The sequence below is a fragment of the Prosthecobacter debontii genome (assembly GCF_900167535.1).
GTDB classification, from domain to species: domain Bacteria; phylum Verrucomicrobiota; class Verrucomicrobiia; order Verrucomicrobiales; family Verrucomicrobiaceae; genus Prosthecobacter; species Prosthecobacter debontii.
Window position 1 is genome coordinate 123,299 of sequence record NZ_FUYE01000003.1, and the last position, 17,409, is coordinate 140,707.

Annotated in this window: 23 protein-coding genes; 20 read left to right on the forward strand and 3 right to left on the reverse strand. The window is 55.4% G+C overall.

What is annotated here, in order from left to right; genetic code table 11:
• Positions 1-43: 43 nt before the first annotated feature.
• From B5D61_RS05335 to B5D61_RS05425, 19 genes are all read left to right on the forward strand, one after another.
• Positions 44-235 carry a hypothetical protein gene (locus tag B5D61_RS05335; protein ID WP_078812283.1) on the forward strand — a complete coding sequence of 64 codons (192 nt, stop codon included), beginning with the start codon at positions 44-46 and terminating at the stop codon, positions 233-235.
• Positions 236-240: 5 nt separating this feature from the next.
• Positions 241-546, forward strand: coding sequence for a spike base protein, RCAP_Rcc01079 family (locus tag B5D61_RS05340; protein WP_217698918.1), 306 nt, complete (start codon positions 241-243; stop codon positions 544-546).
• A gap of 69 nt (positions 547-615) precedes the next feature.
• A complete protein-coding gene (locus B5D61_RS05345) occupies positions 616-1,278 on the forward strand; it encodes a fibronectin type III domain-containing protein (RefSeq protein ID WP_139373077.1) in 663 nt (220 codons plus the stop codon).
• Positions 1,279-1,282: 4 nt separating this feature from the next.
• Positions 1,283-2,284 carry a hypothetical protein gene (locus tag B5D61_RS05350; RefSeq protein ID WP_139373078.1) on the forward strand — a complete coding sequence of 334 codons (1,002 nt, stop codon included), beginning with the start codon at positions 1,283-1,285 and terminating at the stop codon, positions 2,282-2,284.
• On the forward strand, positions 2,278-2,643 hold the full coding sequence (locus B5D61_RS05355; protein ID WP_078812286.1) for a hypothetical protein: 366 nt from the start codon (positions 2,278-2,280) through the stop codon (positions 2,641-2,643). The genes B5D61_RS05350 and B5D61_RS05355 overlap by 7 nt, the downstream gene beginning before the upstream one ends.
• Positions 2,644-2,693: 50 nt before the next feature.
• Positions 2,694-2,927: a hypothetical protein gene (locus tag B5D61_RS05360; protein ID WP_176159235.1), complete on the forward strand. Its 234-nt coding sequence runs from the start codon at positions 2,694-2,696 to the stop codon at positions 2,925-2,927.
• Positions 2,924-3,196, forward strand: coding sequence for a hypothetical protein (locus B5D61_RS05365; protein ID WP_078812288.1), 273 nt, complete (start codon positions 2,924-2,926; stop codon positions 3,194-3,196). The genes B5D61_RS05360 and B5D61_RS05365 overlap by 4 nt, the downstream gene beginning before the upstream one ends.
• A 5-nt stretch (positions 3,197-3,201) precedes the next feature.
• Positions 3,202-3,801, forward strand: a complete 600-nt coding sequence (locus tag B5D61_RS05370; protein WP_176159236.1) for a M15 family metallopeptidase — start codon at positions 3,202-3,204, stop codon at positions 3,799-3,801.
• The gene (locus B5D61_RS05375) at positions 3,798-4,703 is read left to right on the forward strand and encodes a hypothetical protein (protein ID WP_078812290.1); all 906 of its coding nucleotides are present in this window, start codon (positions 3,798-3,800) and stop codon (positions 4,701-4,703) included. The genes B5D61_RS05370 and B5D61_RS05375 overlap by 4 nt, the downstream gene beginning before the upstream one ends.
• A complete protein-coding gene (locus B5D61_RS05380) occupies positions 4,696-5,241 on the forward strand; it encodes a class I SAM-dependent methyltransferase (RefSeq protein WP_078812291.1) in 546 nt (181 codons plus the stop codon). The genes B5D61_RS05375 and B5D61_RS05380 overlap by 8 nt, the downstream gene beginning before the upstream one ends.
• Positions 5,242-5,243: 2 nt before the next feature.
• A complete protein-coding gene (locus B5D61_RS05385; RefSeq protein WP_078812292.1) occupies positions 5,244-5,921 on the forward strand; it encodes a hypothetical protein in 678 nt (225 codons plus the stop codon).
• A 217-nt stretch (positions 5,922-6,138) separates the two neighbouring features.
• A complete protein-coding gene (locus B5D61_RS05390; protein WP_139373080.1) occupies positions 6,139-6,861 on the forward strand; it encodes a hypothetical protein in 723 nt (240 codons plus the stop codon).
• The gene (locus B5D61_RS05395; RefSeq protein WP_078812294.1) at positions 6,861-8,624 is read left to right on the forward strand and encodes a hypothetical protein; all 1,764 of its coding nucleotides are present in this window, start codon (positions 6,861-6,863) and stop codon (positions 8,622-8,624) included. The genes B5D61_RS05390 and B5D61_RS05395 overlap by 1 nt, the downstream gene beginning before the upstream one ends.
• A gap of 3 nt (positions 8,625-8,627) precedes the next feature.
• Positions 8,628-9,185, forward strand: coding sequence for a hypothetical protein (locus B5D61_RS05400; protein ID WP_139373082.1), 558 nt, complete (start codon positions 8,628-8,630; stop codon positions 9,183-9,185).
• A 43-nt stretch (positions 9,186-9,228) separates the two neighbouring features.
• Positions 9,229-10,224, forward strand: a complete 996-nt coding sequence (locus B5D61_RS05405) for a hypothetical protein (RefSeq protein ID WP_078812296.1) — start codon at positions 9,229-9,231, stop codon at positions 10,222-10,224.
• Positions 10,221-10,814 carry a DUF6445 family protein gene (locus B5D61_RS05410; protein ID WP_078812297.1) on the forward strand — a complete coding sequence of 198 codons (594 nt, stop codon included), beginning with the start codon at positions 10,221-10,223 and terminating at the stop codon, positions 10,812-10,814. The genes B5D61_RS05405 and B5D61_RS05410 overlap by 4 nt, the downstream gene beginning before the upstream one ends.
• Complete coding sequence (locus B5D61_RS05415; protein ID WP_078812298.1) at positions 10,811-11,257, forward strand: hypothetical protein; 447 nt, start codon at positions 10,811-10,813, stop codon at positions 11,255-11,257. The genes B5D61_RS05410 and B5D61_RS05415 overlap by 4 nt, the downstream gene beginning before the upstream one ends.
• A 2-nt stretch (positions 11,258-11,259) precedes the next feature.
• The gene (locus B5D61_RS05420) at positions 11,260-11,967 is read left to right on the forward strand and encodes a hypothetical protein (RefSeq protein WP_078812299.1); all 708 of its coding nucleotides are present in this window, start codon (positions 11,260-11,262) and stop codon (positions 11,965-11,967) included.
• Between the two features lie 11 nt (positions 11,968-11,978).
• The gene (locus B5D61_RS05425) at positions 11,979-14,048 is read left to right on the forward strand and encodes a hypothetical protein (RefSeq protein ID WP_078812300.1); all 2,070 of its coding nucleotides are present in this window, start codon (positions 11,979-11,981) and stop codon (positions 14,046-14,048) included.
• Here B5D61_RS05425 and B5D61_RS05430 read toward each other — a convergent pair whose 3' ends face one another.
• Both B5D61_RS05430 and fic read right to left on the reverse strand, forming a co-directional pair.
• Positions 14,049-14,258: a hypothetical protein gene (locus B5D61_RS05430; protein ID WP_139373083.1), complete on the reverse strand. Its 210-nt coding sequence runs from the start codon at positions 14,256-14,258 to the stop codon at positions 14,049-14,051.
• A 2-nt stretch (positions 14,259-14,260) separates the two neighbouring features.
• Positions 14,261-15,418 (reverse strand): protein adenylyltransferase Fic, encoded by a 1,158-nt coding sequence (gene fic, locus B5D61_RS05435; RefSeq protein WP_078812302.1) that lies wholly within the window; start codon positions 15,416-15,418, stop codon positions 14,261-14,263.
• Positions 15,419-15,687: 269 nt separating this feature from the next.
• On the opposite strand from fic, the gene B5D61_RS05440 reads away from it, so the two are divergent.
• Positions 15,688-16,293, forward strand: a complete 606-nt coding sequence (locus B5D61_RS05440) for a sce7726 family protein (protein WP_078812303.1) — start codon at positions 15,688-15,690, stop codon at positions 16,291-16,293.
• Here B5D61_RS05440 and B5D61_RS05445 read toward each other — a convergent pair.
• Entirely contained in the window at positions 16,256-17,236 is a 981-nt protein-coding gene (locus B5D61_RS05445) for a beta family protein (protein WP_217698919.1), read from the reverse strand. The genes B5D61_RS05440 and B5D61_RS05445 overlap by 38 nt on opposite strands.
• Between the last annotated feature and the right edge of the window lie 173 nt (positions 17,237-17,409).

The window sequence follows — 17,409 nt, forward strand, 5'->3', positions numbered from 1 at the left end:
CGGTTCTCACGAGCCGCCCGCTCTCTTCCTTTCTGAAAACACGATGAGTGATACGACCCTACCTCAAGCGCCTGAAGATCCGAAGCCTGGGCGCGGCTACACGGTCAAACGTGTGATCAATGGCCGGGAGATCGAAGTCCCCTGGGGCTTCACCACCTCGGTGAAAGAAGGCAAGGCTGCGAAAGCGGCTGGCATCAACTACCCCGGCACCTCGCGAGCGGCTGAAGCTCAATAACGGCCATGAGCAATCCTCTCACGGAGCAACCTCCCGCCAGTGCGGATCAACTGCTGAACGCGATTCGGCAGTTGATCTCGGGCGGGGCTGCGGGTGCCTCGGCCTCAAATGCGCAGGCCGTCACTCCGAGTGATTCAACGACCTTGGAGAACTGCCGTGCGCTGTATGTGGGCACAGGTGGTGATGTGGTGGCGACGGTGGGAGGGCAAGACGTGACCTTCATCAACGTGCCCGACGGCACCTGGCTGCCCATCATGGCAACGCAGGTGAAAGCCTCGACGACTGCATCTGATCTTGTGCGGCTCTGGTAACACGATATGAGACTTGGACTTGGCATTGGCTTAAGCTTCCCTCACCGCTCTGGTGCTGGGTCTGTGTTGATGCCACCAACACTCCAGCCAGTATTGAACCTCGTTCCTGGCGACGAGTTATCTTCCATTGTCGATTTGTCTTGGACTCCCAGCAATAAGACGGGCAGCGCTGGCTTTGGCTATTCGGTTGAATACTCAGACGATGACGGTGCCACTTGGGAGGTTTACAGTGACACTACTGATACTGATGAGCACGTCGATCTGACTGGCAGCGGCGTGGATACCTACTCATTCCGAGTTGTTCCTTATAATGACGCCGGAGAAGGGCCATCGTCTGAATCCGTCGCGATCATTCTGCCAGTCACGATGCAAACTCCAAACCTCTCTGTGGAGGTGGATTATTTGAGCTACGAGGCTTACCTGACTTGGAATTTGATTCCTGGTGCAAGCTACTATCGGTATTCGTGGCGATACAATGGGGGTGGGTGGAACGAGGAGAGTATCGGCCCCGATAACACCTACATGTTCAGCGGGTCGTCCGGCGACGGCTTGTATGAGTTTCGCGTCCAGGGGGCCAATGACAATGGGGAGGGGCCGTGGAGTGATCCTGCCGGGGTGACTCTGCCGGGGGAGTCTGAGGGTGGCATGGACGTCACCTATCGCCGCCCGGATGCTGTGAGCCGTTATCTCCGCCCTGATGGAACCAGTTCTTACTTGAGATTCGCCGCTTAAACCCATGTCTGATTTAACCACTTCAGCTGAAGTCGATGCCTTCATGTCTTCTTCGTCAAAGGCAGAGATGCGCACGGCTCTGGACCTGGGGAATGCCGCTACCAAAAGCACGGGCACTGGCGCTGATGAGGTGGCTACGGGTAATCACTCGCACACTGGTCTCTCTGTCCAAGCCGCTGGCACGCCATCGGTCCGCGCCTTGGGCACAGGCAGCGCAGAGGCTTGCGCTGGCGATGACTCACGGCTCAGTGATGCTCGCACGCCGACAAGTCACACTCACGATGACCGGTATTATACCGAAAGCGAGATTGATACTGCCCTCTCCGGAAAGGCCGACGCGTCTCATAATCACGACGACCGATATTACACTGAGAGTGAAATCGACACCGCCCTTGCCGGGAAAGCTAATGCATCTCACACCCACTCAATCAGCAATGTTACAGGTTTACAAACCGCCCTCGATGCCAAGCTAGCCGCTTCGGATGTTTTGGACGAAGACAACATGGCGAGCAACTCGGCCACGAATCCGCCAAGTCAGCAAAGCGTTAAGGCCTACGTAGATGCCAATGTGGGCGGTGGTTCCGCTGTGGCGGGAACGGCACGTTTCCGCGTTTACAAATCCACCAATCAAACAATCAACAACAACGTAGAAACGACCGTCACTTGGGATGTCGAAGAATTTGATTCGGCAAACATTTTTAGCTCTAACGCTGTCACGATCCCCAACGGTCAAGGGTGGTTGATTGCGGCCAAGGTCGTTCACCTCAACTCAAACGTCGCGACCAGCTATAACCTCCGAATCAAGGACGGCTCTACCGTCATTCGAGAGACACCTCTAGGAGGGCGTTATTTGCAGGCAACTGATGACCATACCGTTGCTCTCACCTCGCTAGTCGAGGGTAATGGAAACGCTTGGACCGTCACACTGCAACAAGTCTCTGGGGAGACGCGCTCCCTTGAAAGCGGCACTGAATTTTGCGAATTCTGGGGGGTAAGACTATGGTAAAAATCGTCAAACTCAACGAGGCGGGATTGATCGTCCACTGTGCCGAAATACCCGAAGATCATGCGGTTTGGGAGGGGTATGTGCTTTTCGACGGCCAGCTTGCTGCGCCTCCGCCTGTTCCTCAAGTCATCACCCGCCGCCAACGGAATCTCTGGTTAGGCGCAAGCCGAGTGATGCAGATCAAAGCGGCTATCTCGGCCATTAGCGATCCGACAGAGAAGCATCATGCAGCCGTCCACTTCAACGATGCGGAATCCACCGAGCGCTATCACCCGCTCACTATCGCCATGGCTGCCATCGTTGATCTCACCACTGACGAGCAAATCGATCAAGCCTTTATCGAAGCCTCTCAATTATGAGCCCTGATCTACCATCCTCGTGGGAGCCGATGCTTTCATCCAGTCCTATCGTGGCCGCTTTCATTATCGGCATCCGATATCTATTGCAATCCCTGAAGGAACAGAGGGACAGCAATAGCGCTCTCTTGGCCCAACTTAGCCAAGAACGCAATGAGCGATTGGATGCGATGGAAGCCCACATCGAACGCTGTGAAGCCCACATCCAAGAGTGTGATACCGACCGCCAGAACCTCCGCCTTGAGCTGGTGAAGCTCGCCCAACAACGAACCCACATAACCGCATGAAAATCACGATCACCATCCTCGCCCGCCTCCTCCTCGTCTTCACTCTTGCCTGCAGCCTGCTATCCTGCGCCACCCGCGCCGATGGCACCAAAACCTTTGCGGGCCTCTCCGCTGGCCAGTGGGGACAAGTCTCGCTGGATGCGAGCAGCGCTTATCTCGATCAGCGATACAAGCGCGGACACACCACCAGCGCCAAGGAGGCCGCTGAAGTCACTCCAGCGAAGGAAGTGTCTTGGCTGGACCTGGGTCTTTCAGTGTTTGGTTTTTGATGCTCATGAAGACTGAAGACATCCAAGCCATGCAACGCCGAATCGGCGTGAAAGATGATGGAGTTTGGGGCCCCGTCTCCATGGCGGCTTGTCGCGGACATTTGCGTAAGCTGATGCCTGCGATCAACCCGTGGCCCAAGAGTGATCGGAGCAGTCTGATCGCTTTCTACGGCCAGCCGGGAGATGAAAGTCAGCTTGTTTCTTTCACCTTTCCTTACCCGATGTTTTATGGAGGGAAACGCGTGCTCACCAGCCGCTGTCATCGGAAGGTGAAGGATTCATTGCTGCGTATCCTCGCCGTTATTGGTGATCGATGGGGTGATCGTCCCGAGATCATGGAGGAAGCCGAGGACTACGGTGGAATCTACAACTTCCGCAACAGCCGTGGCGGCTCCTCCCTCTCCATGCATGCCTGGGGCATTGCCATTGATCTGGATGCCGATGACAACGGGCTCAACACCCCGTGGCCTCTGCGAGCAGACATGCCGTTAGAGATCATGGAAGCCTTCTCACGAGAGGGCTGGCTCTCGGCTGGAGCTTTTTGGACTCACAAGACGGTCCCCAACAACGGCTACGACGCCATGCATTTTCAAGCCACTCAATGATCCGTCGCTCACAGACTCAAAGTGCTCTACCGCCACCGCGAAAGCTGGCGGTCATCACCTGCTTTTTTAACTTCGCCGGGTTCAAGAGGCCGCGAGCGAACTGCCTGCGCTTCCTGCGAGCGATGGAGCGGCAAGGGATTCCGGTGTTCGGCGTTGAGGCGGTGCTGCCTAACCAAATACCCGTTTTAGCCGATGCACCGAACTGGAGAGTGATCCTGGCAGATCCCCAGAAACATGTGATCTGGCAAAAGGAGGCCCTGCTGAATGTGGCGCTGGGCATGGTGCCGCCGGAATACACGGCGATTGCGTGGGTGGATAGCGATCTGGATTTCATGAATCCGCACTGGGTGAGCCAAACGGAACAGGCTCTGATGGCCTATGATGTGGTTCAGCCCTTCCATGAAGCGTTCTGGTCCCACGAAGACGGCTCGATCGAACGACGGCATTATTGCTCGACGATGACGGGGCTGGATCAGCAATGGAAAGGGCACCCGGGGTTTGCCTGGGCAGCGCGGCGAGAAATTCTGGAACGTGCGGAAGGACTCTATCCCCGGTGTGTGCTGGGCAGTGGCGATACGCTGATGGCGGCGGCGTTTCTGGACAGTCCGCTCTGGCACCGGTGCGAACAAGCTTTGGGCACAAGGCAAGATCTGTATCTGCGTTGGAGGCTGCAACTCGGGCGTGTCTCCACCGGATATGTGCATGGGCAGATCTGGCATGAACATCACGGTAGCCGGGAGAATCGGCGCTACGATGAACGCATCGACCTCATCCGCGACCTCGACTGTGTGAATGCGGTGACGGTGGATGAAAACGGCCTGCTGAGCTGGACCGAGGCGGCCTCGCCAGAAGTGAGGGAGGCTGTGGCACATTATTTTATCGGGAGGAGAGAAGATGGATAAGCCACCTGTGTTCACTCAAGACTGGACCACGCACCACTTCTCCAAGTGGCGGGAAGTCCTCGGCCCTTTTGCCGGACGTGAAAAGCTGCGGGGGCTTGAACTCGGCAGCTTTGAAGGTCGTTCAGCGCTGTTCTTTTTGCAGGAGATTGCCACGCACCCGACGGCGCGTCTGATCTGCATGGATCACTGGCGTGACCGCGAGATCCATGGGCGCTTTCTGCACAACATCCTTTCGGCCGGTGTGCATGATCGCTGCGAAGTGCGCAAGGGCGACTCACATCAGATGCTGCGGAGCATCCGGCAACGCTTCGACTTCATTTACATCGATGCCGATCACCGTGCTGAGGCGGTGCTGACGGATGCGGTTTTGGCTTGGCCCATTCTTCTCCCTGGTGGGGTGCTGATCTTTGATGACTACGAATGGGAGAAGGCAGGGCAGAAGCCGCCCAAGCTGGGCATCGATGCTTTTCTTCAAGTCTTCGCCGGTCAATTCGAAGTCCTGCACATCGGCTGGCAGGTCATCCTCAAGAAAGTCTAACCATGGCCACCACTCTCACCTTTACCCTTCCGAGCAATCCCGGCTGCCCGCCTCTGGTGTGTGGCGTGGGTAATCTCACGTTTGTCAAACTTCTGACCGATCAGAAGGCGAAGAGCGCGGATGGTAGCGGCTATCTGCGAGCCACGATCACGGCCGTTCAACAGCTCAGCCTCACGTCCTGGAAATACACGGTGAGCGTGCCTGATTCAGAGCTGGCCAATCCCGTGACGGGTGCCGATGTGGAGCCGAGCCTATGCTGTGTGTCGTGCGCGGATGCGGCCATCCTAGCCAAGCTGGCGCAGATTGATCCTTCCGAAACAACGGTGCGCCTGAACTGGCAAACGATCTCGCTGCGTGATCCAGATCAAGGCGTGGTGATTGGCGATACCTATCTGCTTCGGCGCAATGTGGCTTTCCGAATCCACGCGATCGAAATCGCGATTTGCAGTGGTGCCGGGCCTGTGGACCTGACGCTGCAAGTGTCTGGGGGCAACAATGAAATCTATGTGGATCTGACCAGTGCACTGACGGTGAGTGCACCGCAACTCACAGCCCGACTGGACCCAGAAATCTCTCTGCTGGTGCCTGCCAAGTGCGCTCTGCGTGCCCGTGTCTCCCACGGGGGTATCTACCCCTCTGCCTACGGCCTGGAACTCCATCTCCTCACCTCCGAAATCTGATCTGATCATGAGCAATTCTTCTTCCTGCGGATGCCCCTCCGGCACACCTTTCAATCCTCCCACTCCAGGTTCTCTGGTCGTCGTTCCCTATGGCTCGCAAGTGGTGCAGACACCGCAAGCGTATCCCTGTGGGCGCGAAGCAGTGCAATCCACGGGCAGTGTGGCGGGAGGTGAAGCAACCAGTTCGAGCAATGCTGCCTCGGCTTTCGCTTACCCCATGGTGAAGAGTGATTTCAACATGGTGGGCATTGACGCTTCTGGGAGTTTTCTTTCACAAAATGCGCTTCTTTGGGCTATCGTCGGCGCTTCGGTCTGGATCGCACCTCTTGGTTATGTCACGATCACGGGCGTCAGTGGCGAAGTCGTCAGTTTCAAGAATGTGAACGTTCCCGGGGGAACGTTAATCAGGGCTGGAAGCAATCTACTGATCTCTCCACCGTCGATTAATTCGGGCTCAGTTGGAGAGGTCAACGCGCTGAATGTCATCAACGGATCCTTGAATGGGGATCCAGGAACGCTACGGGGTCAAGAGGGTCAGATGCTGAAAGTGGTCAGTGGTCGATGGCAAGCAAGCGCGGGAAAAGTGTATGCTCCTCTGACGACTCCAGTGAATGTGTTTTCTGAGACTTTTGGCTCGGGAGCCATGACAGCAACTCGCACCCTAACACTGCCCAACCTTCCAAATCCCTTACCTCCTCTGTTAGCTGTGGCGATGACGATACAGCTTTATGGAAATTCGTATGATCACACGACATTGGCGTGGGGCTTTGAGGTCAAAAAGGGAGGCATTGTTTTGGCTTCCCTTCACTCTTTTCAGAGTGTTGCCCATCCCATCGTTACTCTTGACGGAACTGTTTCACCCCTGTGTCAGTTGAACTTTGAGAAGGGGGGCACAAGCCAAGCTTCGGCTTCCATCCATGTGCATGGTTATTTCTTCTAATGCCAGCCGCTCTCTATGCTTCCTATGCAGGCGGCATGAATGCCGCCGCTGAGAATCCGCGCAACTTGCGGACGGAACAACTGCGCCTCCTGGTGAACGGGACAGTGCGCACTGGATGGGCTGCGCCTCGACCGCCTTTTAAGGCAAGAGAGATGCTGTGGATGGATGTCCGGGCACAATCTCTCTGGGAAACAGGTGTCTGCCAGGGCGTTGGAGTATTTAACTCTACGTTTGGATCCTGTTTGGTCTTTGCGTTCGATGGTCGGTTGTTGAGGTTGGACCTTGAGACGATGCGGATTTCCCATGTTTATCCGGAGGGCACAGACTCCAGCAAGCCGCTGTTCAATCCGAAGCTGCCCTTCGTGTTTTTCGAACAGCGTGCCGGTTGGCTGGTGGTGCAGGATGGCACCTCGCGACCTGTGCTGGTGAATCAGACCGCGATCCTCCAGCAGCCCATCGAGGTAGGCATGATGCGCACGGGCACTTTAATGGCGGATGGTTGGGGGAGGCTGGCCGTGGCGGATCATGGCCGCCGCCGCATTTATTTTTCGGATCATGAGTTTGATCCCAGCAGCGGCCCTCTGGCGTTCACGGAAGCGAATGCGTATTTCAAAAACGCACGCTTTTTTGAAGTGCCTGCCACGTTGGGCCGGATCATGGCCATGGCGTTCGGCCCGGCACTCAATGGCAATGATGATAAAGGTGCGCTCCTGGTTTTCTGTGAGAGTGGCACTCGAGCTTACAATGTGAGTATCCCACGTGACCAGTGGATCACTTCAGATATCGGCGCCACCATCCTCCCTAAGGTGGGAGCCTGTGCTCATCGCGCTGTGGTCGCGCGTGGGAACGATGTCATTTTCTCCGATCACAACGGCCGTATTCAATCGATGGCCTCCGCGATCTCCCGCCAACAAGACGCGCGGATTGATCCCATCGATGCCGAGGTGTGGGACCTTTACCGGACGGAGGATGCAACCTTGCGCGCTCATCGTTATGCGGTGGAGTTTGATGATCGTGTTTTGACGACCGTGCAGCCAGAGCGCATCAGGCGTTTCGATGGTCGCCATCATGTGCGGCATCGCGGGCTGGTGGTTCTCCAGAATGATGCGGTGATCCCTGTGGAGCCGGTGTGGGATGGCCTTTGGACCGGGGTTTTCCCGGTCTGCATGGCAACGGCTAGGGTTGGCGGACGCCCCCGCTGTTTCATCCTGTCGTTTGATTCAGATCATCGACATCGGCTCTACGAGTTAGGTGTCGAAATCGGGCATGATTTGGCCCCCGCTCCGAAGGCGACACCGATGATCGCATCACTGCGACCCACGGACTTGGACAATCCCTTTCGCAGCAAACCGATTGCTGGAGTCTCGATGCGACTGGGCGATGCGCGCGGACTCGTGAAGATCAAAGGCTGGTGGCAAGTGGACCGTGGTGCCACCCAAACATGGTTTAACCATAGTCTTCAAAGCCCTGCATGCCTAGGCTTCTCTGACTGCGGCATCCAACTCCCTGCACCCAGCCAAAGTGCGCGCATCAATCTCCCCCGACCTGAACATCCTGATTTCTTTGAGGCCTCGCCGATCTTTGAAATCACAGGCCTCGCCACCCTGCAAGAAGTCGCCATCGAAACGGGTGAACCCAAATCGGATCCGAATACGCCCAACGTCACGGGCTGTTCAGACCCAGAACCACTGGCAGCCGATTACACCTGCCGAATGGACTTATTCTCTTACGACCTGCAGAAAGCCCCACCCACCGCTCTTTAACTCATGTCTCATCCATTGACCTCTGGGCAAGCAATTGCCACTCAATTCGATGTTAAGTCCATCCTCAGCCCTTACCCTGGCTGTCCAGGGAATATGGAGGACTTAAGGCTGTGGATTGAATCAACCAAGTTATCTGTCACCGCAAACAATCTGCTCTTCGGCTACACAGCCGGCACGATGTTGCAAGCCACTCCCGAGGATCGCGACAGGCCCAGGTTTATGTTTGATGACGATGGCCGATATCTTGGATTGGCGCTGTGGATGCCAGACCTGCAAGGTTGGACTGTGGCCGGACAGATTGGCCAGTTGATGACTGTGATCCGCACGAAGGCTACTGTTGCGGAGGACATTGCGTCCAAGCCCCTGGCGGGATGGAAATTGGCGAATGGAACATCTTCAGGGGTTCCAGATCTCACCGCAGAGAGTGATGAAAAGCAGTTCGATACGTATAACAACAGCGGCTCTGATGACGGTTATGTGAAGATCAAATTTCCATCTCAATGGTTTCGAGGCACATCGCCTGATTGGGACGTTTATACCCTAGCCTATACAGGAACTTAAGGTTTTCCGTTGATCCATCTGGCTCATTATTCAACTGTCATTTATGCTCTGGCGCGTCCGTGATATTCTTGAGGTGATTTCTCCCGCCTTGCGGCTGGGATCCCTCTGCCAACCGTCTGAGGTGGGGCGTGCCATGAAGGCCTACAACCGGATCAATGAGATCCTGATGAGTCGGGATGATTGGCCGGGGACGGAGGCGGATGTGTGTTTTGTGACGGCCAAGGGCTGCATCACGCTGCCTTCTCAGTTTGGTGCCATCACAGCGCTGGCGATGGATGGTCAGCCGGGGCGGATCCTGCCGATGGGCTTTGAGTATCTGGAATCAGGGCCCGGACACGTTTCCATGAACTCGCCTGAAGGTATCCTGCAACACTTGGGTGATCGGTTCCCCACGGTGGTGGATTTGCCAGCCACGCTGCCCGTGGGCTGTTTCTCCAGTGAGAAGGAAGATGCCGGGGCGGTACTGCGCTTTTATGGCCTGGACTGGCAGGGGCGGGAACTGCGCGGAACCAACGGCGTGCCGGGATTTGCCATTCCCATCCTTCAAGGCACAGCGGAGACGAAGCCTGCGATGACGAATGTGGCCCTGAGTCATATCTCAGCCTTGGTGAAGCCTGTGACGAAGGGATGCATCGAGGTCTTCGCCTTTGATGCCAACAGCCAAACCTATTTTTGGTTATCCCGACTTGGCCAGCATGAGACAGCCCCTTCCTTGACGCGCTATCTGCTCACCGGTGTGGATGTGAAACATCCGGTGACGGTGCGTGCGCGGGTGTCTCTCCAGTTTGCGGAACTGTATGCGCTGGATGACATCTCCCTGATTCAGCATCGGGAGGTTTATCGGCTGATGGCTCAGTCGATCATGGCCTTTGACGATGAACAAACAGGCAAGGGCAGTGAATACCAGGAGCGCGCAGTGAAGATGCTGAAGACGGCGCTCGGCAAGTCCCGCAGCGGCCAGCGCATTGCCCTGAACGTGACCAACACGAACCGCCCGATTCGCTCTGGCTCTCGGTATTCCATCCGCAGATTCCGATGAACAACGCACTCACCATCCTTGATGATTTTTTCCCCGAGTATGAGGCCATTCGGGCCTTTGCTCTGACGCATGACTTTGACCAAGCGCCCGAGTATGACGGCCACAAGTATCCCGGCTTTGCCCCGATCAAAGACCCGCGCTTCGGCGAGTATCTGGCGGGGCTTTTAAGCGAGGTCACGGGCTGTCGCGTCGGCATCCGCATGGCCTGTTTTACGGCGGGCCGTGAGAACTTCGAAACGGTGCAATGGATTCACGCGGATACGCTGTGCTCCAGTCATGCGGGCGTGGTGTATCTGTTTGACCGGCCTGGCTATGGCACGGCATTCTGGCGGCATCGTGAGTTAGGCGAGGACTCCCTGACGAGGGCTTCACGCGAGTGCCTGAATGCGGAGGCTTTGGCCGCACGGTTGCAACACGATGGGCAGACCGAAGCCGCTTGGCAAAGGACCGATTATGCCGACTCCCGAAAGAACCGCCTGATCTTTTATCCATCAGACCGGTTTCACTCCCGCTATCCTCAGCAGGCGTTTGGGGATGCTCCTGACAACTGCCGCCTGACTTTGGCGATCTTCTTTGACATCCTGCCATGATCCGCCGCCTTCATCCTTGGGAGCTGAGCGATGTGATTCCCATCGCTCGGGAGTTCCATGGTGTGGCCCAACTGGGGGGCGAGTTTGATGAAGCGAACTTTATGGCGCATCTGAACCGTTTCAGGATGGATGGAAGGCTGTATGCGGTCGGGAGCTACATTGAGGATCGTTTGGTCGGTGCACTGGTGGGGATTCTCGCGCCGCATTTCATGTGCCGGATCTTCCTGGCTCAGGAGCTTTTCTGGTATGTGATGCCCGAGCATCGAGCAGGCAGCGAGTCCCTGCGCATGGTGAAGGACTTCGAAGCTTGGGCCCGAGAACGAAAGGCCTTTGCCTGCATCATGGCCACTTTCCACAACGCTGATCCTGACCAGCGCCTGCCTGCCGTCTTTGAGCGCCTGGGCTTTCCTGCCATCGAAACTCATCACTTTAAACCTCTCTGATCATGGCCGTTACCACAGCCGCTGTTGCCGTTGCCGCCGGTGCCACTGTCGCCGCTTCTCAAGTGTCCAAAAAGGGCGCGCAGGATGCGGCTGCCCAGTTCGATAAAGTGCAATACAACCCGAAGTCGGCAGCCAAGCGGGTGAATCAATACATGCCCGTGGCCTTTGGCGGAGGCACGGCGTTCAAGGACATGCAGGAAATGACCAATGAGATCGTCCTGCAACAGCTCCGAGGGCAGGTCTCCCCAGAGACACAGACGATGATCGGGCGGCAGATGCTCGGCACGGGTGCCACCGACATGGGGCCAGGTGCCGTAAACCAACTTTACACCGGTTACCTTGGCCTCACACAAGAGGATGTGAAGAGCCAAGGCATTCAACAGTATCGCAGTCTCTATGCGCAGTATCAGCAGGCGGTCGATAAACAGGCTTCGGCTCAATACACTTCGGATCTCAATCGAGCGACCGCACGTGCCGCAGGGATCCAAGGCGAAGCGGATGCGACGGCGAGCATGATCCAAGGTCTCGGAAGCCTCGTAGGTGGCTACGTCGGCGGCGGCATGGGGGGCATGCTCAACGGCGGTGGCGCTGGAGGTATGTTTGGTGCGGGAACCAATGCCGCAGGCGGTGCCCAGCCATCTAGCGCTTACTTCACCGCGATGGCTCAAGCTGGCCGCAACCCCTACCCGCAAGGGATGACGGCCTTGTAATCACCTTTCCCATGTCTCTTCCTACGATCTCCAGCATCCCCCTGCCCGACTCGCGCGCTGGCCTGACTACGGCAGGCGCTTTTTTGTCGGCCTATAACGAAGCGAGTCAGCTCGCTATGCAGCAGGAGCAGTTGGCTTCTGACCTGCAAATGCGTGACCATCAGATGCAGCGTCAGGATCAGCTCATGCGATGGGAAGGTGAGGATCGGCAGTATCAAAACGATGTCATCCGCCCGTTGGAAGAACAGAAGATGCGGTTAGGCAATGCCTCGGAGATCCTGGGACTTCAGCAACAGGGAGCAGACCTGCGCTACCGGGAGGAGATGACACGTGCCACTTCCCTGCGCACGGGATCTGACAATGCGATTTACGACAGCTTCAACAATGACCCTCGTATCCGAAGCGGTCTGGAGGCTGGCATGCGGCTTTTTGGAGGCCAGGGGGCCGGAGCACCTGGAGCCAACTCGATTGGTAAAGCGACTCGCTACGGCTATGCCAATGACAGCACCCCTGACAGCAACAGCCGCGCAGGCATCGGGGCCTGGGTAAGCCCGCAAGAACAGGCTCGAATCAAGGCGGGTGAGGATACGCCTAACCGATTGCGCTCCGGTGATCTGGCTTTGTCGCCGGACGTGGAGCGGGCGATGCGCATGGCTGGCATCAAGCCGGGGCAGACGTTGGCCCTGCAATACGCCGATGGCTCCGAGCATGTCGGACGCTGGATGGACCGCACCGCGACGTCATATCAGGGCAAGGCTCTAACGGGCCGCTTTGACATCTATGATCCCGATGGCAGCCATGCTGCGCGCGATGGACATCCCGTGGTGAGCTTTAAGCGCGCTGGGGATGATACGGCCGCACCCATCGGAGCCAGCCAGGTGCAGACGATGCGCGATGCTGAATCCGTGCTGGATGCCTATGAGGCAGCCACGGAGTATGTGCAGAAGTTCACCCGCCAGGATAGCCGTGGCAATCTGGTGCTCGATCCCCGCGCGCAACCCATCGCTGAACAGGCCCTTGCCATGGAGACGGCCATCAAGGCGAATCCCATGCTGTCGGGAATGGCGCAGCAGCGTGTGAATCAACGGCAAGAAGAAGCGGCTCAAAAAGCGGTGTCCAGCATCATGACTTTCCATCAGCCAGGCCAGTTCGAGGACTTCCGCGCCCGCCAGCCTGGAGCCTTCCATGTGCTGCAACGCTGGGACATGGGACAAGACGTGCCACGTGAACACAAGATGCAGGCAGTGCAGATGCTGCAAGCGCATGCGGCTAACTACAAGCCTGGGCAGAATGCTGCTAAGGCCTTACCCGCGTCTGCATTGACGATGCTTCAGACCATTGGGAAAGCGCAGGCGATGCCGCGCCCACAAGGGAAACAGGATCCTTCCGACCCGAAGAAGGTCATGGAGCCCGATGCTAAAGCGATGGCTGAATGGGAGGCGGCTCAAGCCGAGGCTGCGGGTGCCGGAACAGCCCTGGCCGCCATGGCGATGTATGACCCCTCGGTGGCAGAGGTGTATCAGCGCGTGTTCGCTCCGAAGAAACAGCAGCCAGGACCGAAAGGGCCGGAGGGAAATCAGACGCCTGCACCTGCAACCTCAGATGACAGCGGCCTCACCGTTGACGAGTTGCTTGACCGTAAAAAGAAATCTGCGGAAGCTCAACTGGAGCTCGCCAAGATGGACGATGTCACCGCAAGTGTGAACACGCTGGCCGCTGAACTCTCCAAGGAACATGGCGTGACCGTCCAGGCGGCGAACGTGGCCAATGAGATCCTCAAAGATCACAACAAGCCATCAGGCCGCAAAGCCAAGGCACCTCTTCATGTGGATGAGTTCGGGCGGACCTACGGCGAGGGAGCCGAGACAGCCTACGACGAGATGATCCCAGCTTCTCAATTCTACGCCGAAAAGCTCAAGCTTCCTGTGGATGAACTAAAGCGCTGGGCTAAGGCGCAGCAGAAAGGGGCCAGCGCATCGAAGAAAGAAATTCATCGCGGCCTAACTCCAGAGCAGGCGCGGATGCTGCCATCGGGTTCTTTGGTAGAGGACCAGAACGGTGTGCTTCGCACCGTTCCATGATTATTGCTCTGCGGGCCTGACAACGGGGAATTCTTCCCATTTCTTTTGTTCTGCCGCCTTATGCGCATCCCACCAGCGCAGATACGCAGGGCCGGAGGCAATGATCGCGATCACGACGGCGGTGACGCAAATGGCGGCAAGAGTGCGGGCGGTGGTCATGGCACCATTCAGCATGAAGCTCCATAGCATGTCAATGCATGTTGGTGACATGGCTATGAACTTGAGTTCTGGGAGGTATAAGGGACGAAATCCATCTCGTCACTTGTGAGTAATCGCATCAGCTTGGGATGAATGAATAGCTTTTCTCGACCCACAGCTTGCTCGTGGAGAACGCCAATTTTGGCCAAATCTTTGAGATATCGCGAGGCAGCTTGCCGACCTGCAATGGCCCGTGTGGTCACATCGCTGATCCGTGAGTAGGGCAACTCGAAGATCAAATCGACTAATTCCCTGGTGTAAATGTTAGCTGCCCGATCTTTGACGTATTGGACGGTATGCTCCTGCAAAGCCCGGATCGCGGCGATTTTTTGGGTCGTCCAGCGTGCGGTTTCTTCTACCCCGGCCAAGATAAACACGATCCACTCCTCCCACGTTTTCTGCCGTGTAACCTCCAGAAGAAGTCTGTAGTAGTCCTCCTTGTGATGAATGATGTAGCGGCTCAAGTAGAGGATGGGCAGGTTGAGCAGCTTTTCGTGGATCAAAAAGAGGCTGTTCAATACTCGGCCAGTGCGCCCGTTCCCATCAGAGAAGGGGTGGATGGCCTCAAACTGGTAGTGTCCAACAGCCATCCGAATGAGAGGGTCAATCTCCTGGCTGCCGTGAAGGAAAGTCTCCCAGTTGGCCAGTAGGCTACGCAAGCGATCTTCCCCTTCCGGTGGCGTGTAGATAACTTCTTTCGTGCGATGATTCGCCAGTGCGGTGCCCGGGATACGCCGGACATTCATGGTGATGCCTTTGATGACCGAACACACGCGTTCGGCCGTCCCTGTGCAGAGAGGGCGATCATCGAGATCTTTGAAACCTTCAAAAAGCGCATGGCTATACCGCAAAGCCTCCTTGGTGGCGGCATCGGCGTTTCCATCCAGTGCCTCACGATACTGAAACAGCCGGTCGGTGGTGGTGACGATGTTTTCGATCTCGGAACTGGCCTGCGCTTCAAGAAGGGGAAGTGAGTTGATCAAAATCGCCTGATTCGGTATCAGTTCTGCGGCCTGCTTGAGTTCAGCGACGGCTGCCCGTGCCGTGATGCATTTTTTTAGAATGGGCTTGGTTTCTAGATCTTGATCTGGAGGCAGATAGGGCAGCGCATTATACGGTAAAGCAGGCTGCCACTCCCTGGATATGTTGTCGTTTTCAAATATTTGCGACATGGTTTGAGATTATGTCGTCCGTAGCGACACGTCAATGAAACGTGTCGCAATTTTCGAGTTTTTGCGACACGTTTTCCTGATCTGTCGTTAGCGGCGACGTGTTTTTGAGCGGCTTTTTCAAGCTATTTAAGACTCTAATATTTATATTAACGCTGAGAGACATTTGATTATTGTAGCCACAGTTGAAAGCGGTTATATTAAATCAATTGAATGACAGAATGAGGATTGATCGGAGGAAACAAAACGACATATCTTAATGTGTTGATACGATGGAAACGATCCACCCAAGCACTCCATTACGCGACCGGGATATCCGGCAGGCCCTCATCAAAAAGGTCGTTCCCACTCTTAACAAGCCCGATCCTTGCCGAGTAATCCATGAGCTTGGGGTTCTTGCGGGCAGTATTCGGATCGATATCGCCGTCGCCAATGGAAAGCTCCATGGATTTGAGATCAAGAGTGATGCTGACACTCTGGGGAGGTTAGATTCTCAAATGTCCGCCTATGGCAGAATATTTGACCGTCTTACGCTAGTGTGCGGTGTCAAGCATGCGACAAAATGTTCGCTCCATCTTCCTCAATGGTGGGGGCTTTCAATAGCGATGCCTGCGAAAAAAGGCGTAAAAATTGAAGTCCTGCGGAAGCCATCTGACAATCCAAGTGTGGACCCTGTTGCTCTTCTATCGCTTTTATGGAAGGAAGAGCTTCTAAGCTTGATCGCCCAGAAACTTCAAAACCCCAAGACCTGTGGCGTTAATAAACGCAAGTTGGCTGAAATCGCTGCAGCACATTTCACGCTTCCTGAACTCAAAAGCTATGTTAGGGAAACACTCAAGTTCAGGGAACAGTGGAGAAATGATCCGCAACCAGGGTAATGTGATGATTTGTGCCGACGGTTTTCCATGTCGCGGAGGCGCCTGATTTCACCAAGCCGTTTGCGCGTCTATGTATGTGATCGCTACCATAACTGTAATTCGGTCCAAGATAGTCATGGTGGCCAACGATTTGCTGGCACATAGTCAGCGTTTGATCCCACCCGTTAGTCTTGACTGAACGTCCTTTAATAACAATCCACTGCCCATTTGCTGTGGCATAAAGAATCTTTGGACTGACCGTCATTTTTGTTGGGTCAAAATTTACGATTTCAGGATTTGTGATGGTGTAGTCACCAAAGTCCAGACGATTGACCAATGGACGTAGTGCTGGTTCAACGGCCTTCCAAATGTCCATCTCAGCGCGATTCAGTAGAGTCAGCTGATTTGGCCTCACCGCAATAATCTCGCTGATAGCAGTCCCTGCGATGGTTAATGTCTTCCAATCCTTCAGTGACGATATCGTCTGCGCCAACGCAATAATCGACAGAGGCAATGTTCCTGTCATCTCCTCCCTGATGTGTGCTAAATCGAGAATCAAATGACCATTTTTTGCGTCGAGTGAATTAGTCACAAGAAATGCGGCCAATACTGTATCGAGATTGGCAGAAATATATCTAAGGGGGATACGAACAGCAAACTCATCCCTTTGAACCGATTTCATGTGAGGCTGTGCCGTCTTGCCATCATCCATTTGAAAGACAGGAATAATATGTCGTTTATCTTTCTCTAAGGCAGCGATGATTTGGGTAACGCGTTTAGGAGAGCTCGGAGGAATGAAGTCCAAAAGAGCAGTGCCGTTCAGAGGAATAGATTTGGCCAGACCCTCAACAACCTTACTTTCATCTCCAGTGCCTGGAGGAATTTCAATGAGCGGAGTCATTCGCTCCCACTCCTTTGAGGATAACACAGCCAAGGCGCGAAGTTCGCCTGCTTTCGATTTCAAAATAGGGACATACCGATTTTTTACTCTCATAATAAAGCAAAATGCACGGACATAAACATTTAGTCAATAACTAGTGTATTTCTCTACCATGTAGGTTCATTTCGATAAATGCACCTCGCACCCCCATTTTTCACCTAATTTGCTTCATCGTAAACAATAAGGCAATGCTAAGA